A 22,591-nucleotide genomic window follows, 5' to 3' on the forward strand; every position below is an offset into this window, starting at 1 on the left:
CCGGCGCCCGTACCTGGCTCTGGCCAATACGAATAGCGGACTATGATCGCAGCAGCAGCCTGACAGCTGCAGAACACGAGCTACTTACATGCAAGCTCTCCGGGGACCTGTGGACCGAGCGCGGAGTGAGGACTATGCTCGGCCAGTTGGCTGGTCTGGAACGGCTGCTGACGCCGATCAATGATGCGCTTGCCGTGATCGATGGCAGACGCGACTGTGGCGACCGCGTCAGGCTGATACTTCTTCAAGGCTGTGCAGAGCGAAGGACAACTTTCTGGGCATGGGACGAGACCATTTGGCGCAATGTTCTAGGCACCAACCAACAGGTCTTCGTTTCGGCGCACGATGTGAAGCCGCGCGCCGCTGGTGAGCGCCTGGCATTAATCGCCGTTGCCTATTTGCTTCGCTGTTTTCGCGACATTTCCAGTCTGGGAGAGGTAAAGCGGGTTGCTCTGGCAGAGAAGATCTTCGGCAAGGATCAGGTCTCTACAACTTTGACGCGCGTAACGGACGTTGTGACGGCGTGGGGTTATCGCAGCCCGAACAAACCGCTGATCAGCATGGTCGCTGAGCTCCTGCTTATAAATCAGCGGCCGGAGCTTGAATCGCTGACAGCCGACTTCATCGGAGCGGTTCGTGCCCGATGGCGCGACTCCAACCATCGCAGCTCCCTGTACTTCCAGTTGGCGCGCGTCCTTGCGACATTGGGGATAGTTTCAGATGAACCCAAAGTGCGCGATACCGTGGACAGGGAATTCATAGCTGCGGGGAGAATCGCAGGCATCGCTGCCGACTGGGTCGCGATGGTGGAGCGATGGGAAGCGACCAGCACACTGACGGCAGTTAGCCGCCGCCAATTTCGAAACATGATTCTGAAGGCCGGTCGCTGGTTGAAAGACCGGCATCCCGAGGTTACCGGTGCCGATCAGTGGACCCGCGAACTGGCGGCAGAGTACGTTGGCGCGGTGGACAGGATGCGTATCGGAGATTATGTTTGGCACACCGCAGGTATATGCAATGGACTCGGTAAACCGATAACAGCGCGATCGAAGAACGCCTTGCTGGGTTCTATGCGGTGTTTTTTCACTGATGCACAGGAATGGGAATGGATCCCACGCCGATTTGATCCGACACGAGCGTTTGCGACGCCTCGCCCGATCAAGTCACTGATAGGCCCGGCGCCGCGCACCATTGCGGACGACCTTTGGGCGAAACTCCTCTGGGCCGGTCTGAATCTGGCGTCAAGTGATCTTCCCCTGCATGGCAGCGCAGCATCGGACAGCAACCTGACGGAGAATCGTCGCTGCACTGTTGGCTACTATCCACTTGAGATGTTGCAGGCGTTGAGCATCGTATGGCTCTTTGCCGGACTACGTAGCGACGAGATCATTCGACTACGAGTTGGCTGCGTGCGGAAGGGACCGCCAGTAGAAGAAGTGGCGGCGCAATGCTGGATGCTCGATGTTCCAGTTCACAAGACAGGAACGGCATTTACGAAGCCGATCGACACCATTGTTGGCGAAGCCGTATCAGCATGGGAGCGCGCGCGTCCCGTACAACCGCTTGCGCTCGACATCAAGACGGGCGAGCAGGTTGAGTTCCTGTTCTCGTATCGTGCGAGGGGGATTCCGCATCACTACCTGAACAGGCATCTGATTCCGCTGCTTTGTCGTAAGGCTGGCATTCCATCTGCAGATGCACGCGGCCGGATCAGCAGCCACCGGGCGCGGTCGACTATCGCGAGCCAACTCTTCAATGCCAGGGAACCGATGACGCTGTTCGAACTGCAGGCGTGGCTTGGCCATCGCTCGCCAGTCAGCACGCAGCACTATGTCGCGTTCACGCCTACGAAGCTGGCAAGAGCTTACTCCGAAGCGCAGTACTTTCAACGGAACCTGAGAATGATGGAGGTATTGATTGATCGGCAGGCTATCGACAGCCGGAATCCAGATGAACCATGGCGTTACTACGATCTGGGCCACGGGTTGTGCTCTTATGAGTTTTTTGACCAGTGTCCGCATCGCATGGCGTGTGCGCGGTGCGACTTCTACGTTCCGAAAGAATCGACGCGGGCTGAACTTATCACATCAAAGACCGGCATGATCCGTATGCTGCAGGAAATACCGCTCACCGAAGAAGAGCGCAACGCCATCGAGGGTGACCAGAAAGCTGTCGACCGTCTGCTTCGACGCCTCGAATCCATGCCGGCACCAGATGGCTCGCTCCGAAGGAAGCGGTGAGACAGATGTTGAAGGCATCAGGCAGGAGTCGGCCAGGAAGAGTCATTCGTCGCGGCCGTCGTTTGGACATTCGTGCGACTGCTTCGCTCCCGTCAACGGCCGTTCGACCACCGATGATGTGCGTCGCGTCGTCTGCCATCGCGGTCATTTGCGCAGGATCGCTTTTCTATGCTCTGCCAATGACCGCTTTGAAGTGACGTCGATGCCCGGAGTCGACCCAGTGCAGTGTCACGAGCCCGATTTGCGATGGTCCCGCTTACGGCTTAAGACAGTCATCGCGACCGAGCTTCGCCAAACAAGCCCGGCTTCTCATTCGGCCCACGACGCCTCAAGATTCGCGCACAGTAAGCGACCCCGCGCAATTGGTGGTGCCGCTTCAAGCGGTGTGAATGCCGGCAGCGCAAAACTGCCCAACTCAAATAGGAGAGCTTTTCCGTTAGAGAGAGTTGCAACACTGAAACGTCGCGTCTCATGCGAGCTGACCAAGCAATGAGAGGCTCGCATAGCGGCATCCTGGACGATCACCATGTCCATGCGCGGGGTTCGCGGGCTCAGGACGATCCTGACTTGTCGATGGTGTTCTGATGACGGGGCAAGCCGCCGAGCCGGCGCCAGGTTAAGGAGCTGATGACCATCTACCGGGCCTCGGGCGCAGCCGGCATGCGTTCCAGCAGACGCGACCGTCCAGGCAACCGGAAGCTGCACGAATGACTGGCCATACGCGCGCTGACGATCGCATTCAGTTCTTCCTGGGCGGCCACCCAGCTTCGCAGCATGTTGGCGTTCAGACGGCAGGCGCTACCGCCGCGATCGACACGTTCGGCTGCATCGCCGCGCGGATCACCTGTGTTGTCTTGAACTCCTTGCAATGCCGCCGACGTCGCGGCGGTTGCACAACCTCCTGCATCACCCCGGTCTCATATATCGCGTACATTTGTCCATTAAAAATTCAGACAGACACGATTCCCGCTCCCAGCCAACCTCCAATCAAGGTGACTTCATAGTGCGCTTGCGTCGCGAGACGCCATTCGGCCGTATCTCGGATATCACCTCGCAACGGCCGATGCCGATGCCACCTCGACGGCTTCGACAAAGTTCGCCACAATCGACTCCATCGCTGCCCCCGGTCCGAGCACTGCACAAATGCCATTGCGTTTGAGCAAACGTGCGTGCTCGTCCGGAATGATGCCACCAACCACCACCGCTGCCCTCGGTCGACGGACCCGCAGCGTGCGCACGACCTCGCCAACAAGGTCAAGATGCGCACCCGATAGGGACGAAATGCCGACGACATCGGCCTTCGCTGCGATCGCGTCGTCGACCACCTCTCCGGGCGAGCGGAACAGCGCGCCGAGCGACACGTAGAATCCGGCATCGGCCAACGCCGCCGCGACGGTCTTTGCACCCCGATCGTGGCCGTCCTGCCCCACCTTTGCGATGAGCACCCTGGGCAGGCGTCCGAGGCGCGCGGCAAGAGCACTGACGCGATCGCATGCGTCACGCCATGCCCCATCGATGACCCGCGCTTCGCCGTAGACTCCGCTGCTAAAACGACTGGGCATGCTGTAGCGTGGCCAGACGGCCTCCAGCGCGCGCGTGCATTCGCCGATTGTCGCGCGCGCGCGGACACACTCGATGGTGAGGGCCAGCAGGTTGCCGGTGCCGTCACGCGCACCGTCAGCGAGCGCCGCCAGCGCGTGCGAAACCAGGACATCGTCGCGCTGTGCCTTCAGTTCTGCCAGCTGCCGAACTTGCCTGGCACGAACCCGCCGACCGTCGATCTCCAGACAGTTAGACGGAGTATCCGCATCCGGTGATCGAAACCGGTTCACACCCACGACGACACGCTGCCCTGCATCGATCCGCGCCTGCGTGCGTGTTGCGGCTTCGTGAATGCGCTGCTGTACCCAACCCGAGCGGATCGCTTCGACGACGCCTCCCTGCGTAGCGATTTGCGTCATCAGATCACGCACGCGCCGGGCAATATCGTCGGTAATCGACTCCATCATGTACGAGCCCGCCCACGGGTCGATAACATCGCACAGGCCCATCTCATGCTGCATGATCAACTGCGTGTCACGCGCGAGCCTTGACGCATCCGCGCTGGGGAGTGCAAGCGCCTCATCGTACGCATTGGTATGCAGCGACTGGGTACCGCCGAACACGGCGGCCATCGCCTCGATCGTCGTCCGGACGATGTTGTTCTGTGGATGCTGCGCAGTGAGCGACCATCCCGACGTCTGGCAATGCATGCGCAAAGATTGCGCTCTAGCCCCACGTGCACCCAGTTCGCTCATTATCCCGGCCCAGACGACCCGAGCGGCGCGGAGTTTGGCGACTTCCACAAAGAATTCGGTGCCAACGCCAAAGAAGAAACTCAGCCGTTCGCCGATGCGCTCGACATTCATGCCCCGCTTCACCAGGGCATCGACGTAGGTGCGCGCATTGGACAGCGTCAGCGCGAGTTCGAGTACCGCGTCTGCGCCGGCTTCCTGAAAGTGGTAGCCTGAGATGGAAATTGCATTGAAACGCGGCGCGCGTTCGGCCAGATACTCGACGACGTCCGCGACGATCCGTAAGGACGGCTCCGGCGCGAATATCCAGGTATTGCGCACCATGTATTCCTTCAGGATGTCATTCTGGATCGTACCTGTAAGGGCCTCCAGATGCACACCACTTTCTTGCGCAGCGACGATGAATGCAGCGAGTACGGGTAGCACGGCGCCGTTCATTGTCATCGAGACCGACACCCGATCGAGCGGAATCTGCCGAAACAGGCGCTTCATGTCCTCGACGCTGTCGATTGCGACTCCAGCCATGCCGACATCGGCCACGGCGGCAGGATCGTCCGAATCGTAGCCCCGATGCGTCGGCAGATCGAAGGCAACCGATAAACCCTGTGCCCCTTCGGCTAGCGCCGTCCGGAATGCAAGATTCGAATCGGCCGCGTCCGCATAGCCTGCGTATTGACGGATCGTCCACGGTTTTTGCGTATACATCGACGCATGGGGCCCTCGCACGAAGGGCGCCTCACCGGGCCGACTGCCGAGATGCGACACCCCTTCAAGATCGCTCTCCGTGTATAGCGCTTTAAGCGGTACCGCATTGGGCGGGTGCCGTACCGCGTCGCGACTTTCATCGGCGAAGCCCCGGTCGCCGCGCAGATCGCCCTCGCGGTTCATCGCTGCCTCCAATGCTTGCTTGTTACTACGTCGGCAATCTTCTGCTGATCGCTGCCGCGACGAAGCTCGCACCAATGGACGAGGCCGCGTTCATCCTTATGCTCCGCGACCACGCGCAGTCCAAGGGTGTCACCAACATCAATGTTGCCGTAGAAGAACAACTCGCGGCCTGCGATAACCGGTGGCTCGTGGAACCGGTGGCGCTGCCATTCGGCACGGTCAACAAATGACTGAAAGCTTGCAAAGTAGAGAAAATCCGCACCGTTGAAATCGTTATTCGGACATGGCAGAAATTCGATCCAGTCGTTCCCGACGCGATCGGCGCTTGTGAAGGGCAACCGCTCGTCCCACTGCCCGGCGCGAAACTGCTTGCCACGCCGCGCCATGTCCACTGCATCCGCCGGCGGAGTCGGTGTCGGGCCTCCCATTGCAGCGAACGTCGCGCGCGTCACTGAACGGTTGTTGCGCACCTCGTGCCGCCGCACGAACGTCGACGACATCGACACGATGGCGCACTCGCCATTGCCCGAAAGCAGGCGGTGCCGGCTAAAGTGGCGAGCCGGACCGGTTCGGCAAAGCCCAGTACCGAGTTCGAAATCGTCGTTCTCTCCGATTGCGTGGAGCGTTGCCCCCGTCAATCTGATTGCGGTGAAGGCCGCGTACGATTTGCTTCCATCGTCATCGACGAAATCCGGTGCACGCCGGCCAGCATCTCCGGCCAGCGCCTCCCAGTGGCGATGCCCGCATTCCTTGATCAGCCAGTTTTCGGACAGCCCCGTATAGGCCAGTTGTGGCATCCCGGCACGATAGCTCTGTGTCGTTTGCTGCATGCGCTTCAGGCCGCTACAGTGTCGCAAGAGGACGTTCGCTCGCGGACGCTCGCGAGAATTGCCTGCACCACGTAGGCGGCATCGCGCGCGATCCCCGAGAAACGCCCGGAGCCCCACGTATGAAGCCACGGCAAGCCGATGAAGTAGAGCCCCTCAACCGGCGTGATGCCACGCGTGTGCGCCGGATAACCGCGGCCGTTGAACACCGGGGCGTCGATCCAGCTGAAGTCCGGGGTAAAGCCGATGCACCAGATAATCGATGTAATGCCGCTGCCTGCGAGTTCGAGCGTCGTACGCTCGTGACGTGGCTGCCATAAAGGCTCATAGACACCGCCGGGCGGTGCATCGATGCCGTTCTTTTCGATGAATGCATCGATACTCGCATTGATCCGGTTATACGTATCGTCCGCATCGTCGAGATTAACCGTGAGGTTAGGCGCGAACTGCAAGTGTCCATTCTGCAGGTCGTCGAGTCGTCCGTACAACTCCATGCCTTCGGCCGCGAACTTGCGCAGATCGATGTCGCGTCCGCCGTCGCGGCCGGTCACATAGTGATTGGTGTTGTCACGCACCCCTTCACGCAAGGGATGCATTTCCACCGGCATGTCGTAGTACTTCATGTCGGCCAGCCAGTCCACCACATCGCGCCCGCGGTAAAAGCGCGCACAGCGTGGCGCCTCGCCCACGGCGAGCACCACCTTGCGGCCGGCCAGATGCAGGTCCTCGGCAATCTGCGCGCCGGACTGCCCCGATCCCACCACCATCACCGCGCCCTCGGGCAGCGCCTGCGGGTTGCGATATTCCGACGACTGCAACTGCACGATCTGCGCGGGCAGGCGTTCAGCCATGCGCGGCACGATCGGCGTGTGATAACCGCCCGAGGCTACTACGACCTGATCGGCGGTGAAATCGCCCTGGCTCGTCGCTACCGCAAAGGTGCCGTCGTCCAGCCGCTTCACGCGTTTGACCTGGGTGTGCTCGATTACCGGCGCATCGACCATCGCGATGAAGCCATCGAGATACGCGATGATTTCATCCTTGTTCATAAAGCCATGCGGATCGTCGCCCGGGTACGGATATCCCGGCAACGCGCATTGCCAATTCGGCGTGACGAGGCAGAACGCGTCCCAGCGCTGGTTGCGCCAGGTATGCGTGACGGTGTTCTTCTCGACGACGAGGTGGTCGACGCCGGCCCGTTTCAGATAGTAGCTGATCGACAGACCGGCCTGCCCGCCACCGACGACGAGCACGCTGTAGTGCCTGTTCTCGCGCGTCCCGGCGCTTAAGGAGTGCGCTGTGTTCGACATGATGCGTCCTTGCAAGTAAAAAATCGGCTCACCGTCGCGGCGTTGCCGCCCGGCGCACCAGGTTCAACGGTTCATCCCGGGTTTAGAGCAGTTCGATGACCTTGACGGTCGCGTCGGGTCGATTGCGAAAGCGGTCTGCCTGCTGTTCGATCTGCGCGAGCTGATCCATCGCCGCCGAACAGGCAAAGCCGTACTTCTGCCGCACGCGCTCCGAGGCAATGTTGAGCGCCTCGCGCGAGCGTCTGACAAAATCGTCGAGCGGATAAGCATGGCCCGGCGTAAAAAACTCGCTGACCACCTGCGACGGCGAATAACAATTTGCTTCGTCCCCGTCGGGCCATTGAATCCGGAAGTGCATGACAGGCATAGAAATCCTCTTTTACTGATGGCTTAGTGAATGGCAAGCGGCTGGTGTGCCAGCCACGCGCGATAGGCGTCGACATGACGGCGGGCGCTAGCGTCCCAGCTAAAGCGGGCAAGCAGCGCTGGCACAGCATGAGCAAAATCGATTGCGCTATCGCCGCGAATCACGCGCAGCAGCGCTGCGGCAATCGAGTCTGCGTCGGTGGGGGTGGCCCAGAAACAGGTGGCGTCATCGAGGTATTCGGTGAACGGTGCGATCGCCGACGCCACCACCGGCGTGCCGCACGCGAGCGCTTCGAGGACGACCAGGCCGAAGCCCTCGCGCACCGACACCATCGCCAGCACATCCGCGCTCCGGAATAAAGCCGGCATCGCGGCATCTTCGAGCGGCCCTGTGACCACAATGCTTTCGTGCGTTCCGATTGACAAACCGTGCTGCGCCGCGCACTGGATAAAACGCTGCGTGTACCCGTCGTGGTCGAGAAGACTGGCACCGCCCGCGATGACAAGCTGGGCGAGCGGCAAGGCGCGGCGCATCAAGGCAAATCCATCCAGCAGCGCGAGCGTGTTCTTGCGCGCTTCGACGCCACCCACCGCGAGGATAAGCGGCCCCGCTCCGAGTCCTAGCCGTTGCCTGAGCGCCTCGTCTGCGGGTAGCGCCTGTGCGGTGTAACGTGCAGTGTCGACGCCGTTAGACACCGTGACCGCAGCGATTCCGTAACGACCTGACATCTCGCGTGTCCACGTGTCGCTCACACAGAAAACCTGGTCGGCGTCGCGGTACGCGCGTGCTTGCCATGCGGCAAGACGCGGATCGTCGAAGTGATCGAGGTGGTGCACGGTGCGCACGAAACCGCGTATCACACCTTCCTCCTTGAGTTCGGCGAGTGCATTGCCGCTGATGCTGTCCTCGGCGTGCAAGACGTCGAAGGCCGTGGGGCCGTGCGCCCGCACACTCCTCTTCAATGCGCGGATGCGCGCATCGACCAGCGCAACGGTGCCTGCCTGCGAGTCCGTGACCGGCGCGTACACCACGCGGCATGGCGGCGTGCGAAATAGCGTCTCGCCATTCGTAGCCGGTGCGAACACCGTGACGTCATGTCCTTGCGCACTGAGTGCGCTCGCCAGCTCGAGCGTATGCACAACGCCGCCGCGCGGATTGACCGAGTGCGTCAGCAGCGCAATCCGCAATGCGTCCATGCTCATCGCGGCACCTGATCGGCCGGGACGATAAACGACTCGCCGCTGAAGTCCCACAACACTGCCACATCGTCACCGCGATGGACGACCGCCTGGCGCGTTGCGTCTACCGTCCCAATCTCCGCACAGGCCAGCGAGCGCGCCTCAAATCGCGCCTGCACGCGTTCGACGTCCGATTCACGCACCGAGAGCAGGTAGCCGAAACTCGGAAACGCGGTGACCCAACGCGCGAGCGGCACGTCAGCCGGCTTCGGTATCGCATCGAGATCGATGCGAGCGCCGACCTGCGAACATTCGAGCAACATCAAAGCCGTGCCCAGCGTACCCGCCATGCTGATGTCTTTCGCTGCATCACACAGCCCGTTCTCGGCTAACTGCGGCAACAACTCAAGGTCGTCGCGCAGACGCGCAGCCGGCGCTCCGACTGAAGCATTCCAGAACGGATACGGTTCCTCGAAGCGGCCGCGCAGATCGACCGCCATCAGGAGGCGGTCGCCCGGTCTCGCGTTGAAACTCGACAGCAGCGCGTTAGCGCGGCCCAGAATCGACACGGCCAGCTGCGCCTGATCGCTTCGCGCATTGGTGTGTCCGCCGACAATCGGCACCCCGTACGCGACGGAGGCCGCCACCATTCCCGCGAGCACCTCGTGCGCCGCGTCGATGCCATCGCTCCACAGCGCATCCACGACCGCGAGCGGCCGCCCGCCCATGGCATAGATATCGCTGACGTTGACCATCACGCTGCTGTAGCCGGCGAACCAGGGCATCGCCTGGACGAAGTCGCTGACCATGCCTTCGATGGCGAACAACAGGTAAGCGTCGCCATCCGGCAAGGCTGCGCAATCGTCGCCGACCGCCACTGCCTGGCCGAGATCGCCGGCACCGCCCGGCAGATGTCGCGCCAGCGACGACACGACGCCGGCAATATCGGTCTTGTGCCGAAAGCCGCGGCTTTCGCGCAAACTAGTGACCAGATCCGCCAGACTCATGAGCCGCTCCGCGATTGCGTGACAAAGCCGCTGCGCGGTGTCGTGCACGGCGGGTAGTGCTGAAGCTGCGCCTGCATCAGATGATGCGGACGGCCGAGCATCCTTTCCTCTGCAAGTACATCCCAACGCAGACGGCGAAACAGCGGCACATTCTGGCTCTGCACATGTGCGAGGAATGTCTGACAGCCGAGCGCATGCGCGCTCGTCACGGCGAGACGGATCAGCGTTGCACCGATCTTGCCGTGCCGGCGAAACGCAGCGTGCACGGCGAGCCGCGAACCGAACCAGACGCCAGGCTCTTCCTGATGGATCCGCACCGTGCCCACCACCTGCTCCGGCATCCCGGCAATACAGCTCACCGCCACCAGTTGCTGGGCACGCTCGTCGATTTCGTCGCGGTCGTCGCCGACGAAGATGCCCTGCTCGATGCAGAACACCGCGCGCCGCAGCTTGTAGGCTTCATCGGCTTCCCACTGCAGCGTGGTCCACTTGATCCGGTATTCGGTCGGCGTGTAAAACGCCGGCGCAACATCCAGGTCGTTCAGTTCACCCGGTGCACCCGCAATCGCTTCGCCAAACATGATCACCCCTCGTATGAAGACAGGGACGAGCACGCGCCGCACTTGCCGCAGCCGGCCTTGATGTCCGCTGAGCGCATTTCAGCCGCAGCGAGCATTGAGCCGAGCGGCTGCAGCACCGACTTCATGAACTCCGGCGACGGCGCCGGATGATCTTCAAGCGGCGTGCCGCTGATCGGCACGAATGGCACGACAAACGGATACACGCCGAGATCGATCAGCTCGCGCGAAATCGCGAGAATCGCTTCGGCGGTGTCACCGAGTCCCGCGAGGATATAGGTGCTCACCTGTCCCCGTCCGAACACGGCGACCGCCGCCTTGAACGCTTCCATATAGCGCGACAGCGGCACGCCCGACTTACCCGGCATGATGCGTTCGCGCAACGACGGCGTCACCACTTCGAGATGCATGCCGAGCGTGTCGATGCCGCTCGCCTTCATGCGCGCGAACCATTGATCGTCGTCCGGTGGTTCGCATTGCGCCTGGATCGGGAGATCGACCGCGGCCCTGATCGCGAACGCACTCTCGCAGAGAATCTGCGCGCCACGGTCGCTGGTGGGCGGCGTGCCGGTCGTCAGCACCATATGCTTGACACCGTCCAGCAGCACAGCCGCACGCGCGACTTCTGCGAGCTGCTCCGGTGTCTTGCGCGCAATCGTGCGACCCGCAGCAAGCGATTGACCGATCGCGCAAAACTTGCACGTCTTGCGGCGGCTCTCATAGCGAATGCAGGTTTGCAGCACGGTGGTCGCCAGCACATCGGCGCTGTGCAGCGTTGCGATGTGCGAGTACGGCACGCCGTCGAGCGTCTGCATGGCGTAAAAGCGCGGCACCTTCGGAAAGCTGATATTGGCAATCGGAATCGTGCCGCGCAGCAATGCGCTGGTGCCGTTTGCATCGGCAGGCGCGGCGACGAACGGCGAATGCCACGCCGTGTTCGTATGCACCGGCACCATGATGGTCACGCCGTCCACCGTGACGGCTTTGTGATCGGACGGTCCCGCGCCACCGCGCCGGCTGGCGACGCCGGTACCAGGATCGGCCAGCCGCAAGCCGACCGACTGCAATTCAGTCATCAATTGCCGGCTTGCGGCCGGCAGGGTCTCGCTGGAATTCATCGCGGCATCCCGTGGTTGAGTTGAAATCGGTGCTGGACGAGGCGTTCCACGCATTGCCCGGCGACGGCATCGGCGACACTGTCGTAGCCGGCCGCTCGTTGATCGCGAGGCTCAGCAATTCGGGCCGCGCATAGTGGCCGACCGAATCCATCATGCGTTTGCGCTTGGTGATCAGCGCCATGTCGAGATCGGCGATCACCATGCCTTCGCCTTCACGCAGCGGCGCAGCCAGATGCTGCCCCTCGGGTGACACGATTGCCGTATTGCAGCCGCCACGCAGCGCCTTTTGCAGACTCGTATCGCTCGTGACAGATGCAATCTGCGCTTCGGTCAGCCACCCCGTTGCGTTCACGACGAAGCAGCCCGACTCGAGCGCGTGATGGCGGATCGTCACTTCAATCTGCTCGGCGAAAATCGGCCCCACCAGCGAGCCCGGAAACTGGCTGCAGTGAATTTCTTCGTGCTGCGTCATCAACGCGTAGCGGGCGAGCGGGTTGTAGTGCTCCCAGCAGGCCAGCGCACCCACGCGTGCCACGCCGGTTTGCACGACCTTCAGTCCCGCCGCATCGCCTTGCCCCCAGATCATCCGTTCATGGAACGTCGGCGTGATCTTGCGGCGCTTGAGCAACAGTTGCCCATCCACATCGAAGATCAGCTGCGTGTTGTACAGGCTGCCGTGATCGCGCTCGTTCACCCCGAGCACGACGACCATGCGATGCAGGCGGGCACGCTCGGCCACCGCCTGCGTCACGGGGCCGGGCACCACCACCGCTTCTTCGTAAAGCCGCATGTGGTCGGCGCCGGAGGCAACCGGTGGCCGCACGAACGAAAAGTACGGGTAATACGGTACGAAGGTTTCGGGAAACACAATCAGTTGCACGCCTTCGCGCGCCGCCTGATCGATCGCCTCACAAACCTTGTTCAGCGTGCCGTCGCTGCGCTCGAAGTCCGGTGAAATCTGGACTGCGGCGGCACGAACGATGCGTTTTTCAGACATGGTGGTGGCCGCCTGTGCTCAGACCGTCCAGGTGTGGATGATCAGCGCGTTGTCCTTGCGATGCAGAAGCTGGATGTCGAGCACGTCGAGCGGACTGATCGGACGAATGCCTTCGATCAGCGACGCTTCGCCATGCCCATACAGCGCCTGCAAGGCGAAGCGGCATGCATACACCTTGCCGCCTTCCTCCATGAACTTCATCAGTTGCTTGTTGAAGTTCAGATGACCCGGAAACGCTTCGTCGCCGAGCGTCGGGAAACCGCGCTGCAGGCCAAGCGTCACGCCCGGGCCATAGAGCAGCACCGAGGTTTCGAAGCCCTTGCGTTGAAGACGCGTGGCTTGCAAAAGATTGACGAAGCCGATCGAGCCTTCGAACGCCACCGTATGAAACGTGACGAGCGCTTTTTCACCCGGCTCGGCCTTCACGTCCTCGAAGACTTTCTCTTCGTAGTCGACGAAGTAATCGCCCTTCTGATGCAGCGGTTTGTTGACAACTGGCATGGCACTCTCCGATGTGATTTGCGTGAACGGCGCCGCTTTACGTTTGCGCCGAGCCCACTAATGCAACGGCCGTGCCAATGATGGTCGCCACAAATGCGATCACTTGCCGATCAAATAGGCAATCATTCGGGAGGTGTGCCGAAAAATTTTTGGCCCGAAGGTTGCATACAGCGAGCCCCAGCCAATAATAGCGGCCGAGCAGGCGTCGATCGCACCAGAAAGATGCAATCAAGATGGTGTAAATGAACCGTTAAGGTGCGGTGATTCACCACAATGGACTCATCCGCCCCGTCCAATCAATCTGATCAATCCGATCAATCCGACTACGTTATGCGATCGCTTTCCAATGGCGATTCGGACATACGTGACGTCTCTTCCAATAGTCTTCTCTTTCCATGAACACCATGAGCAGCCCGACTCACCACTGGATCAAACGTCTTGCCGAAATCCGCAAACCGGCTTATCTCGCGATCCCGGATCTGATAGAAGAAGATCTCGCCGCCGGCCGCCTGCGCCCGCGCGACCGACTTCCGGGCCTGCGCGATCTGGCCGACGAACTGGCACTGAACTACACCACCGTGGCGCGCGCCTATGCCGAGGCGAAAAAGCGCGGCCTGCTCGATTCGCGCGCCGGCAGCGGCACCTTCGTGCGCGGCCGCACCGCGACGCTGCCGCTAAGCGGTGGCGGCAGCATCGAAATGACGATGAACACGCCCCCCGAGCCTGCTGACTACGCCGCACACCTGCGCGAATCCGCCGCCCGTCTGATGGCGAATAGCGACCCGTACCAACTGTTGCGTTATCACGATTTCGGCGGCACGCCGGCCGACAAGGCGGCGGGCACGGAGTGGTTAAAGCGCCGCCTCGCTCATTGCTCGCCGGACAACGTACTGGTGTGTCCGGGCATTCATAGCGCGCTCGTCGCACTCGTCTCGCAGCTGGCACGCCAGAGTGCAACAATCTGTCTCGATACGCTCGCCTATCCGGGCATCAAGGCCATCGCCGCGCAACTCGGCGTGCGTTTGCAAGCACTCGCGCGCGACGACGAGGGACCGCTCGCGCATGCGTTCGAAGCGCTCTGCAAGACCGACAAGCCTAGCGCGTTCTACTGCAATCCGACGCTGCAAAATCCGAGCACGCTGACGCTCACGAATAAAAGGCGCGAAGCGCTCGCCGACGTCGCGTTGCGCTACAGCGTGCCGATCATCGAGGATGACGCCTATGCGATGTTGCCGCAGCTAGCGCCGGACACGCTGGCGAGTTTCGCGCCTGAGCTGACTTACTACATAACGGGAATGTCGAAAAATCTGGGTGCCGGGTTGCGCGTCGCGTATCTGCACGCGCCGACTCCGCGTCAGGCGCAGCGCCTGGCAGGCGCACTGCGCGCGACCACCGTGATGGCGAGTCCATTTACGGTGTCGCTCGCCACGCAGTGGGTTGCCGACGGCACGGCGCAAGAGATGCTCAGCGCGATTCGCAGCGAGTCGAAAGCGCGCCAGGCGATTGCCGCTCGCGTGCTCGGCGCGTCGTCCTATGACGCGCATCCAGACGGCTTTCATCTGTGGCTGCCGATTCCCCGCGAAGGCGGCTGGAGTGCTTCGGAACTGGCGCTGCAGTTGCGTAGTCAAGGCATTGCCGCTGTCGCCGCCGCAGCGTTCTCGACCGACGGCAATCCGCCTAACGCGCTGCGCGTATGCCTGGGAGGCTCGAAGAATCGGATCGAATGCGAGCGGGCGCTGCGCGGAATCGCCGACACGCTCGAGCAACCGCATCTGCTGCATTCGCCAGTGATGTGAAGTAATCTGGTTGGCGCTGATACGATCAGATGGCGCGAATTGAAACACCCAGGACCGGACTCGTCTGGGTCGATGCGCTGTCGGTCGACCCGCGGTAACGTATGGCGTAAGATGACTCCCCCAATCCGTTTACCGACGCGCCTTTGTCATTGTCCGGATGTGGACAAGCCCAGTTTCTCAGAGCGCATTCGCCGAAGATTGGCGTTCGAACGTCCGTTACAGCAAACTATCACGCGCTCGCGGGCGTTCAGTAAAGGACGGCCACGGCTCGAAAAGTTGCCCGTTCGTGAATTCCGAAAGCGGCCGCTCGCGACGACCGTAGTTGATCGAACGCGAACGGCGGGTATGGCCGATGGTCTGCCGGACGAACCGGAAAATGGAACGGCCGTTGTACCTTGCGGATTCAACCGGTCGATGCAACACAATAGAAGCTGTATGAACAGCCAGAGGTGCCGTTCGATCACATATGCAATTGCATCCGGCGGCACGCGGCCACAACCTGTCGTTCAGCGAGCGGGCGAACCTGCCGTTGGAACGGCTGCATTACTCCGTTACCTGACCGACGAGCTACGCGCACAATTCGGCCACACCGGACATTCTGGTCGACGCGCAACCCGCCACTCGTGGAAGTCCGCTTTCCTATTTAGACTCCAGTCGGCTAGCTTCACGCACGATGCGCCGTTTCCCGCGACGGTATACAAACCACAAATAGCGTGAATTTCAGAAGGGTAATGAACCGGTCAGTGTCCGGTCAACTCTCTCGCCTATCATCGCACTGTGTGCCGAGGCTATCAGCTCAGTTGCCTTTCCCCGTGGCCAAAAGGATGCAGCCCGGTTTGCCAAGCTTTCAATTGGTGACGAACTCGGACCTATCGAAGCGCACACGCCCGTTGCGGCATCGAGTGAACCCGTCATCCATCCAGGCTTATCGCATGAAATTCACTGATCTGTCATCCGCCGACTTCTATAGAGACCCGTATCCCCTGTATCAGCGCCTCAGGGACGAAGGCCGTCTCGTTCCGATCGCGCCCAATACGTTCATCACGGGGCACTACGACATCATTCACGCACTGCTGGTCGACCGCAAAATGGGAAAGGGCTATCTGGACACCGTCCGGGTCCGGTATGGGGAAGAAGCTGTCCATCAACCGGCATTTCAGGCCATGTCGCGGATGTTCCTGATGATGAATCCTCCCGCACATACGCGGCTGCGCGCCCTGCTGATGAAGGCGTTCAATGGGAGGCAGATCGACTTGCTGCGCGAGGTTACGCAGGCGGTCGCCGATGAGCTAATTGACGCGCTGCCCGTGGACCGGCCGTTCGACCTGGTGTCTAACTTCTCGGTTCCGATGCCGATCAGGATGATCTGCCGGCTGATGGATGTGCGCATCGATGATGCGTCGTTGCTCAGTGCCCACGTCGGTGAACTGGTGCAGTCGCTCGAGATCGCGCCGCTGAATGCGGAGCGGCTCGCCAGCGCAAACGCGGCGGCCCGCGAACTGGAAGCCTATTTCAAGGACGTCATCGAGAAGCGTCGGAGAAAGCCCGGAACCGATCTCATTTCGACGTTGCTGTCGGTGAACGACGACGGCGACGCCTTCAGTGAGGACGAAATCATTTCGAACGTGATCCTGCTGTTCTTTGCCGGTCACGAGACGACGTCGAACATGATCGGCAATGCGCTGATCAGCCTGCATCGGCACCCCGACCAGCTCGACAAGCTGAGAACTCATCAGGAACTGCTGCCGCAAGCGGTCAGCGAATGCATGCGCCATGACACCTCGGTGCAATTCGTGGGGCGGGTGGCGCTCGAGGAGACGCAAGTCGATGGCGTCACGTTGCCCAAGGGCACGATCGTTTTAATTTTGCTCGGCGCCGCGAACCGCGACCCGGCGTACTTCGATAAGCCAGACGAATTGATCATCGAGCGGCCGGAAAACACGAATCGGTCGATCAGTTTCAGCGGTGGCATTCACTATTGCCTCGGCGCCCGTCTTGCAACGCTCCAGCTTGAAATCGCGTTGGAAACGTTGTTGAAGCGGATGCCGAACCTGTGCCTGACGAACCTCCATGATCTGCAATGGCATTCGCGCAATACGCTGCGGGGCGTGACGTCGCTGATCGCGACGCATTGACCTAGACGGACAGCGCTGCGTACGCTTGCTACGCGGCGCAGCCGTCAACGCGCTGGCGCCAGCGGCGGGGTGTATCTCGAAACCCGGAAATCTGGCAGTGACGGATACGTCGCTCGGGCTCGACAACGGGTAGGGAGTCCAAGCAACTGATGCACGTTCAGCGACAGCTGGCCATCGAAACCCAAGGTACGTCTTAAACGCGCAGATACTCGCAAAACGATTTCGAGCACCTGGAACTTGCGTCCACGAGCGACGAGTACATTCGTCGCAAGTTGTTCGCGGCGTCTGCAGCATGCAGGATTGAGCGATGCAATGACACTGAAGCACGCCGGTGCGCAACGGGGGCTGCCGTTGGCGATTCCCGCGTTGTGGGGAGCTCGCCTTTGGTTTGTGGCTCGAATACGCGGAGTCGATCATGGTACCCATCGTGCTCGATGGCCCTGCGCAGCAACGTATTATTGATCAGCTTCTCCGGTTCGATCTAGATGCGGACAATGTTGGCGTCGCCAAGAACGCCTTTCTCGCCAACATGAGCCACGAGTTGCGGCACGCCGCTCAACGGTATCCTGGGCTACGCGCAGATTCTGCGGCACGACGCGACGCTGGGCCCACGCCAACGCGAGGGTCTGGCTGTAATCCAGCATAGCGGCGAGCAGTTGATCTCGAAACACTGCATCACCTGACTCGATTGGGCACGTCATTAGCCGACGGTAAGCAGCCGTGCCAGCGAACATGTGGCCCGCACAGCGCTGCGAGCGCGCCGATGCGTCCCACGAAGGTTCGCACTGCTGGACGCGACAGGCAGCCAGGGGTCTGCAATGCGTGAACCATAAATAGCTTGAATTTCAGAATGGTAATAAACCGGTCAGGGCCCGGTCACCCCGCCCACCTATCATCGGAGTATGACGTTGATCTAATTCCAAACGAAGCGACCAATGCCCAATAGTAGGAAACCTGCGGCGGCCTCTTTTCTGTCAGACCACTGACGCACTACAAGGATACGACTATGAAACTCGCCGGCAACACGATCTTTATCACGGGAGGCGGTTCGGGCATCGGCCGCGGGCTTGCCGAGGCGCTGCACAGGCTCGGCAACAAGGTTATCATTGCCGGCCGCAGGCGCGGCCATCTCGACGAGGTGATTGCGGCGAACCCCGGGATGGCTGCGATCGAGCTCGACATTACCGACGCGGCCAGCATCGACCAGGTAGCGGCGCAGTTGATCGTGGACTACCCCGAACTCAACGTCCTGATCAATAACGCGGGCATCATGCAGCCGGACCAGGTGGGCGGCCGGATTGACGACGCGCTGATGGTGTCCACCATCACGACCAACCTCATGGGGCCAATCCGCATGACGTCAGCGCTAATCGATCACCTCAAGACGCAGAATGACGCTGTCGTCGCCTATACGAGCTCGGTGCTTGCTTTCGTGCCGTTGGCCGCGACCGCGGTGTACTCGTCGACCAAGGCGGCAATCCATTCGTACGTCCTCTCGCAGCGCTTGATGTTGCGGGACACGAAGGTTCGCGTCCTCGAGATTGCACCGCCTTGGGTGCGCACGGACCTCATCAACAGCCGCGAAGCCGAACTGGCGATGCCGCTTGACGCGTTCATCGCCGAAACGATCGCCGTCCTCGGTACCGATGCGGATGAGATTCTGGTTGAAGGTGCCAAGCCGCTGCGCGCGAACCCCGGCCCCGGCGAACACAGTCTCGTCAATGGCTTTAATGCGCTCATGACGGAAGCCCATGGCGAGATCCTCGACTCCATGTAATGGGAGAGGCGCCTGCCCAGTACTGACAAGACGTCAAACACGCTGTAGACGGGCCCACACGCGAACCGGTGGGCCACGCCGATCGCCATGACGCGGTTCAGCCATTCGTACTTTCCGGCGGGCGCTTCGAACATCGGGTTGATCCGGAAGTAGGAGCTTGCCGTGTCGCTTCCTCGCCCCTGTTCTAGCTAGTCGCTGTACGGGATCAGCGCGCCGCGACGCCCTCGCTGGGCCGCGGGCCGTTGTCAGATATTCATTCGTTAGCGGACATAGCAGCGCTCGTGTAGATCGACTCTTACGGGGGTCGTTCACTGCCATTACTTGACGGTTAAAGCTGCCGTTCGCCCAAACTGCTCATCCGTCGTCAGATGAACGACCTATAGCGGCCGTTGCCTTGAGCGAATGGCCGTTGGAATTTCGACAACGGCCATTGATGTCGACGCGCTCCGAATGACGGCAAGGGGTCGACTTCTGCCGGACGAAGCCCGTCCAGGGCAGATAAGCTTCTCGACCCAGCGTCGGGCCGGGTTCGGCCACGAGCGGTCCTTCGCAGTCAGCTGGCGAACGTCTGCCGATGAGCGATGAGTTGCCATTTGACGAAGCGACGGCGACCGACGATTTGTCGGACGAGCCAGCTTCATTTTCAAGCGCTGTTTCGGCAGTGGGAGGCTTGGAGAATTCCCGGCGCGATTCATCGATCAGTTAAATCGAGTAACACCTGTAATCCAGCATGAAACCTTCTTCTCCATGACTCGGACTAGACTGGTCTGGTCTGACCTTTTCCCCAGTAGCGCTTTGTATTTCTCCCCGCTTGCCCGGCGCCCCCCAACGTTGGTTCAATTTTTTGAGCCAGCGTACCCAGCGGTAAAACGGCTGCCCGCTGCAAGCGGTTGCGAACCGCACGTATATTGAAGGAGACGCAAGTTGAAAGCACGTCCGACAGCCCGTAGTGCCGGTGCGCTCATGCACACTATTGCCGTGAGTGCGGCGGTGGGCGCAGCCATGATGTCGATCGGACCGACGGCTTTTGCGCAAGCCAGTTCACCCGTTAGTAGCAGTGTGTTCGTCCACCGGTCGTTCGACACGGGCAATAGCGCGGTCAATGAAAACTTTCAGTACATCGCGCATCCGCCAATGCACCCGGTGGCGGCGAGCGAGCCCACCGTGGCACGCGGTGCGCACCGAGGCCGTCGCGGGCAAACGGGAACAACGGGCAGTGGCACGAACGACGCAGGGGCAGCTCCGCTACCGCAGATGCCGACGGACGCATCATCCAACGCGTCGGTGTCGCAATAGCGCCTTTTCATCAGATCAGGCCGGGCACCGTGCCTGGCGATCGATCGTGGGCTATTCTCGAGTGAGATACCCGATGATGAAGAGGTGGCTGAGGGGCGACTGCGAATGTTTGCCGTCCATCGGGGTTGTGGGCTCGACGACGCATTGTCCTCAGAAGAGTCGCCCTCGCGGCGGGCAGAGAGCGGGGCATTGGCGCTGTTATCGTGAATCGCTCGCGCCGGCGTCGGCCCGAGCTAACCGTCCCACTCTTTCATCCGACGCTCAAGCTCGGCAATATCCTTCGAAGCTGCGAGGTATTCATCACAGCGGGTCCGCTGGGTATTCCGCAGCCAGCGGTCGAGGCGTTCTAATAGGAGAGTGAAAAGCATACGTATACCCGGTTCGATTGAAGGTTATCTACGACGTTGCGATGGCGCGAGTCCGAACGGCCGTTCACGTTCGACCTGAGCCGCTCAAGCACTGGTGCCCCCGTCGACCTTCAGACTGGTGCCCGTTATGAATGCCGCATCGGGGCTTGCCAGCCAGGCGACAAGTCCTGCAATATCGTCGCCTGATCCATACCGGCCCAGTGCAATGGAGCCCCGGATCTGGTCGGCCATCGGACCGTTGGCCGGGTTCATCTCCGTATCGATCCGTCCGGGCTGGACGTTATTGATCGTAATTTCCCGACTGCCAAGATCCCTTGCCAGCGCACGCGTCATGCTGGTTACCGCACCTTTCGTCGCGGCATAGACGGACACGCCCGGAATCGGCATGTAGTCGCTGCTGATGCTGCCGATATTGATGATCCTCCCGCCTCTTGCCATGAAGCGGAGCGATTCCTGAATGGCAACAAGCAGGCTCCTGACGTTGATGGCCAGCATCCGGTCGATATCTTCCAGTGGGAAGTCGTCGATCAGGCCGCGGCGGAACATTGCGGCGTTGTTCACGAGAATATCCAGTCCCCCGAAGCGTTTCGAGGTCGATCCGACCGCGGCTTTTACCGCTTCCGCGTCGGCGCAATCCGCGCGAATTGCCACGCCACGCCCCCCGGCGCGTTCGATGTCCTCGATGACGCGATCCGCGTCGGCACTCGAGTTCGAATAGGTTATCGACACGGCCGCGCCATCGCTTGCGAGCCGTCTTGCGATGGCCGCGCCTATCCCGCGAGAGCCCCCGGTCACGAGCGCCACTTTGCTAGCCAGTTGTCCATTAGAAAAAGTCACGTTTGCTCCTTTCAATTGCATTCTCTGCTCGTTTCAGATTGGCCGCGCTTGCCTCGTATATAAGCAGGCGGGAAGCATGTGCGAGCGCCGCGATACCGAACCCGGCAACGCTGCGCTGCTGCGACAGGACACGACTGTCGTGTGAGAAATTTTAGGTAGTCTGCGCCGATCGTACGTGCCAAAATGAGCCAATGAATCAACCGTATGTGGCAACATTAGGCACATTTTCGCGTTTATTTGAGACGATGAGCCAATGAAACTGGACCGGATCGACATTGACATCTTGCAGGCGCTACAGCGGGACGCTCATGTCAAGGCTGCGGACCTCGCTGAATCGCTGGGCATTTCGCTTTCGCCGCTCTACCGGCGCATTCGTCTGCTCGAAGAGGCGGGCGTCATTACAAAATATGTGTCACTTCTGGACCAGGAGAAGGTGGGATTTCCAGTCACCGCCTACGTATCGGTCGCAATTGAAAAATCCGCGGCAAAGCTGGCTGCTTTCGAGCGCGCCCTGCTGGGTTGCGAGGAGGTGATGGAGTGCTATCTGATGACGGGCGCGTTCGATTACATCGTGCGGCTGGTGGCCAGCGACATGGCGGGAATCGAGCGTTTCGTGATGACACGGCTCGCGACCATCGAGGGTGTTCGCGACGTCAGCACGTCGATCACCTTGCGGCGCGTCCAGTACAAGACCGTGCTACCGGTTCGCGAGGGCGGAGAGTAAATATCCGATTGCACCGGAACTACCCGGGAGCAGACTGCTCAGGGTACCAGGCCGCATTGCGTACATCGATTGGCTGCGCTGAGTGACCTTCAGGTTGCAGATCGCCCTTTCGTCAATTGACACGCTGCTCCAATTCGATTCGACAGATGCTGCCGACCGGAGCGCCCCAGCGTCCGCTTCGCCCGACGGAGCGGACCGTGGCGACGTTCCGCTGAGGGGCGGGAGTGGGTCGAAATTTGCCTGTCGACTTGGCTTTCTTGGCGATATCAGGAACTCCAAACCTATCGTCGCAGGGCAGGCCGAAGGTCGCAAGTTTTGGTTCCCAACGAAAAAATCGTCCAATTCCACATAAT

The 22,591-nt window shown here is 60.9% G+C and carries 18 protein-coding genes and 2 pseudogenes; 7 read left to right on the top strand and 13 right to left on the bottom strand.

Translation table 11 applies throughout. The features are described from left to right. Nucleotides 1–134: 134 nt before the first annotated feature. Complete coding sequence (locus tag RI103_RS38920; RefSeq protein ID WP_310819508.1) at nt 135–2,240, top strand: tyrosine-type recombinase/integrase; 2,106 nt, start codon at nt 135–137, stop codon at nt 2,238–2,240. Between the two features lie 1,046 nt (nt 2,241–3,286). Here RI103_RS38920 and scpA read toward each other — a convergent pair. From scpA to RI103_RS38970, 10 genes are all read right to left on the bottom strand, one after another. Then, nucleotides 3,287–5,422, bottom strand: a complete 2,136-nt coding sequence (gene scpA, locus RI103_RS38925) for a methylmalonyl-CoA mutase (protein WP_310819509.1) — start codon at nt 5,420–5,422, stop codon at nt 3,287–3,289. Next, nucleotides 5,419–6,252 carry a Pnap_2097 family protein gene (locus tag RI103_RS38930; RefSeq protein WP_310819510.1) on the bottom strand — a complete coding sequence of 278 codons (834 nt, stop codon included), beginning with the start codon at nt 6,250–6,252 and terminating at the stop codon, nt 5,419–5,421. The genes scpA and RI103_RS38930 overlap by 4 nt, the downstream gene beginning before the upstream one ends. Nucleotides 6,253–6,257: 5 nt before the next feature. Next, a complete protein-coding gene (locus RI103_RS38935) occupies nt 6,258–7,559 on the bottom strand; it encodes an MSMEG_0569 family flavin-dependent oxidoreductase (RefSeq protein ID WP_310819511.1) in 1,302 nt (433 codons plus the stop codon). Between the two features lie 82 nt (nt 7,560–7,641). Next, nucleotides 7,642–7,926 (bottom strand): MSMEG_0570 family nitrogen starvation response protein, encoded by a 285-nt coding sequence (locus RI103_RS38940; protein WP_310819512.1) that lies wholly within the window; start codon nt 7,924–7,926, stop codon nt 7,642–7,644. Nucleotides 7,927–7,949: 23 nt separating this feature from the next. Further along, the gene (locus tag RI103_RS38945) at nt 7,950–9,128 is read right to left on the bottom strand and encodes an MSMEG_0565 family glycosyltransferase (RefSeq protein WP_310819513.1); all 1,179 of its coding nucleotides are present in this window, start codon (nt 9,126–9,128) and stop codon (nt 7,950–7,952) included. Next, entirely contained in the window at nt 9,125–10,111 is a 987-nt protein-coding gene (locus RI103_RS38950; RefSeq protein WP_310819514.1) for a sll0787 family AIR synthase-like protein, read from the bottom strand. Before RI103_RS38950 ends, RI103_RS38945 begins: the two co-directional genes overlap by 4 nt. Then, complete coding sequence (locus tag RI103_RS38955) at nt 10,108–10,692, bottom strand: MSMEG_0567/Sll0786 family nitrogen starvation N-acetyltransferase (RefSeq protein WP_310819515.1); 585 nt, start codon at nt 10,690–10,692, stop codon at nt 10,108–10,110. Before RI103_RS38955 ends, RI103_RS38950 begins: the two co-directional genes overlap by 4 nt. Nucleotides 10,693–10,694: 2 nt before the next feature. Beyond that, nucleotides 10,695–11,765, bottom strand: a complete 1,071-nt coding sequence (locus tag RI103_RS38960) for an MSMEG_0568 family radical SAM protein (protein ID WP_409077101.1) — start codon at nt 11,763–11,765, stop codon at nt 10,695–10,697. After that, nucleotides 11,758–12,804 (bottom strand): Nit6803 family nitrilase, encoded by a 1,047-nt coding sequence (locus tag RI103_RS38965; RefSeq protein ID WP_310819517.1) that lies wholly within the window; start codon nt 12,802–12,804, stop codon nt 11,758–11,760. The genes RI103_RS38960 and RI103_RS38965 overlap by 8 nt, the downstream gene beginning before the upstream one ends. 18 nt (nt 12,805–12,822) lie before the next feature. Continuing rightward, nucleotides 12,823–13,305 carry an MSMEG_0572/Sll0783 family nitrogen starvation response protein gene (locus RI103_RS38970; protein ID WP_310819518.1) on the bottom strand — a complete coding sequence of 161 codons (483 nt, stop codon included), beginning with the start codon at nt 13,303–13,305 and terminating at the stop codon, nt 12,823–12,825. 404 nt (nt 13,306–13,709) lie between these two features. Between RI103_RS38970 and RI103_RS38975 the strand changes: the two genes are divergently transcribed. From RI103_RS38975 to RI103_RS38990, 4 genes and pseudogenes are all read left to right on the top strand, one after another. Continuing rightward, a complete protein-coding gene (locus RI103_RS38975; protein ID WP_310819519.1) occupies nt 13,710–15,101 on the top strand; it encodes a PLP-dependent aminotransferase family protein in 1,392 nt (463 codons plus the stop codon). Nucleotides 15,102–16,033: 932 nt separating this feature from the next. Beyond that, nucleotides 16,034–17,236 (top strand): cytochrome P450, encoded by a 1,203-nt coding sequence (locus RI103_RS38980; RefSeq protein ID WP_310819520.1) that lies wholly within the window; start codon nt 16,034–16,036, stop codon nt 17,234–17,236. 505 nt (nt 17,237–17,741) lie between these two features. Beyond that, nucleotides 17,742–17,901, top strand: a pseudogene (locus RI103_RS38985) (histidine kinase dimerization/phospho-acceptor domain-containing protein); the annotation flags it as partial. Nucleotides 17,902–18,242: 341 nt separating this feature from the next. Then, a complete protein-coding gene (locus RI103_RS38990) occupies nt 18,243–19,013 on the top strand; it encodes an SDR family NAD(P)-dependent oxidoreductase (protein WP_310819521.1) in 771 nt (256 codons plus the stop codon). An 89-nt stretch (nt 19,014–19,102) separates the two neighbouring features. Here the strand turns inward: RI103_RS38990 and RI103_RS39910 are convergent. Continuing rightward, nucleotides 19,103–19,147: pseudogene (locus RI103_RS39910) on the bottom strand (hypothetical protein); the annotation flags it as partial. A gap of 829 nt (nt 19,148–19,976) precedes the next feature. On the opposite strand from RI103_RS39910, the gene RI103_RS38995 reads away from it, so the two are divergent. Further along, nucleotides 19,977–20,309 (top strand): hypothetical protein, encoded by a 333-nt coding sequence (locus RI103_RS38995; RefSeq protein ID WP_310819522.1) that lies wholly within the window; start codon nt 19,977–19,979, stop codon nt 20,307–20,309. Between the two features lie 233 nt (nt 20,310–20,542). Here RI103_RS38995 and RI103_RS39000 read toward each other — a convergent pair whose 3' ends face one another. Both RI103_RS39000 and RI103_RS39005 read right to left on the bottom strand, forming a co-directional pair. Beyond that, nucleotides 20,543–20,677: a DUF3563 family protein gene (locus tag RI103_RS39000; protein ID WP_310819523.1), complete on the bottom strand. Its 135-nt coding sequence runs from the start codon at nt 20,675–20,677 to the stop codon at nt 20,543–20,545. An 84-nt stretch (nt 20,678–20,761) separates the two neighbouring features. Then, entirely contained in the window at nt 20,762–21,535 is a 774-nt protein-coding gene (locus RI103_RS39005; RefSeq protein WP_310819524.1) for a 3-oxoacyl-ACP reductase family protein, read from the bottom strand. 232 nt (nt 21,536–21,767) lie between these two features. On the opposite strand from RI103_RS39005, the gene RI103_RS39010 reads away from it, so the two are divergent. Further along, nucleotides 21,768–22,238: an Lrp/AsnC family transcriptional regulator gene (locus RI103_RS39010; protein ID WP_310819525.1), complete on the top strand. Its 471-nt coding sequence runs from the start codon at nt 21,768–21,770 to the stop codon at nt 22,236–22,238. Nucleotides 22,239–22,591: the final 353 nt, after the last annotated feature.

Origin of the sequence: Paraburkholderia sp. FT54 (genome assembly GCF_031585635.1) — a bacterium.
Classification (GTDB): Bacteria; Pseudomonadota; Gammaproteobacteria; order Burkholderiales; family Burkholderiaceae; genus Paraburkholderia.

Excerpts from the sequence above, each read along its gene's own strand:
- RI103_RS38920 (WP_310819508.1), top strand. The coding sequence starts at position 135 with ATGCTCGGCCAGTTGGCTGGTCTGGAACGGCTGCTGACGCCGATCAAT.
- scpA (WP_310819509.1), bottom strand. The coding sequence starts at position 5,422 with ATGAACCGCGAGGGCGATCTGCGCGGCGACCGGGGCTTCGCCGATGAA.
- RI103_RS38930 (WP_310819510.1), bottom strand. The coding sequence starts at position 6,252 with ATGCAGCAAACGACACAGAGCTATCGTGCCGGGATGCCACAACTGGCC.
- RI103_RS38935 (WP_310819511.1), bottom strand. The coding sequence starts at position 7,559 with ATGTCGAACACAGCGCACTCCTTAAGCGCCGGGACGCGCGAGAACAGG.
- RI103_RS38940 (WP_310819512.1), bottom strand. The coding sequence starts at position 7,926 with ATGCCTGTCATGCACTTCCGGATTCAATGGCCCGACGGGGACGAAGCA.
- RI103_RS38945 (WP_310819513.1), bottom strand. The coding sequence starts at position 9,128 with ATGAGCATGGACGCATTGCGGATTGCGCTGCTGACGCACTCGGTCAAT.
- RI103_RS38950 (WP_310819514.1), bottom strand. The coding sequence starts at position 10,111 with ATGAGTCTGGCGGATCTGGTCACTAGTTTGCGCGAAAGCCGCGGCTTT.
- RI103_RS38955 (WP_310819515.1), bottom strand. The coding sequence starts at position 10,692 with ATGTTTGGCGAAGCGATTGCGGGTGCACCGGGTGAACTGAACGACCTG.
- RI103_RS38960 (WP_409077101.1), bottom strand. The coding sequence starts at position 11,765 with ATGACTGAATTGCAGTCGGTCGGCTTGCGGCTGGCCGATCCTGGTACC.
- RI103_RS38965 (WP_310819517.1), bottom strand. The coding sequence starts at position 12,804 with ATGTCTGAAAAACGCATCGTTCGTGCCGCCGCAGTCCAGATTTCACCG.
- RI103_RS38970 (WP_310819518.1), bottom strand. The coding sequence starts at position 13,305 with ATGCCAGTTGTCAACAAACCGCTGCATCAGAAGGGCGATTACTTCGTC.
- RI103_RS38975 (WP_310819519.1), top strand. The coding sequence starts at position 13,710 with ATGAGCAGCCCGACTCACCACTGGATCAAACGTCTTGCCGAAATCCGC.
- RI103_RS38980 (WP_310819520.1), top strand. The coding sequence starts at position 16,034 with ATGAAATTCACTGATCTGTCATCCGCCGACTTCTATAGAGACCCGTAT.
- RI103_RS38990 (WP_310819521.1), top strand. The coding sequence starts at position 18,243 with ATGAAACTCGCCGGCAACACGATCTTTATCACGGGAGGCGGTTCGGGC.
- RI103_RS38995 (WP_310819522.1), top strand. The coding sequence starts at position 19,977 with ATGCACACTATTGCCGTGAGTGCGGCGGTGGGCGCAGCCATGATGTCG.
- RI103_RS39000 (WP_310819523.1), bottom strand. The coding sequence starts at position 20,677 with ATGCTTTTCACTCTCCTATTAGAACGCCTCGACCGCTGGCTGCGGAAT.
- RI103_RS39005 (WP_310819524.1), bottom strand. The coding sequence starts at position 21,535 with ATGCAATTGAAAGGAGCAAACGTGACTTTTTCTAATGGACAACTGGCT.
- RI103_RS39010 (WP_310819525.1), top strand. The coding sequence starts at position 21,768 with ATGAAACTGGACCGGATCGACATTGACATCTTGCAGGCGCTACAGCGG.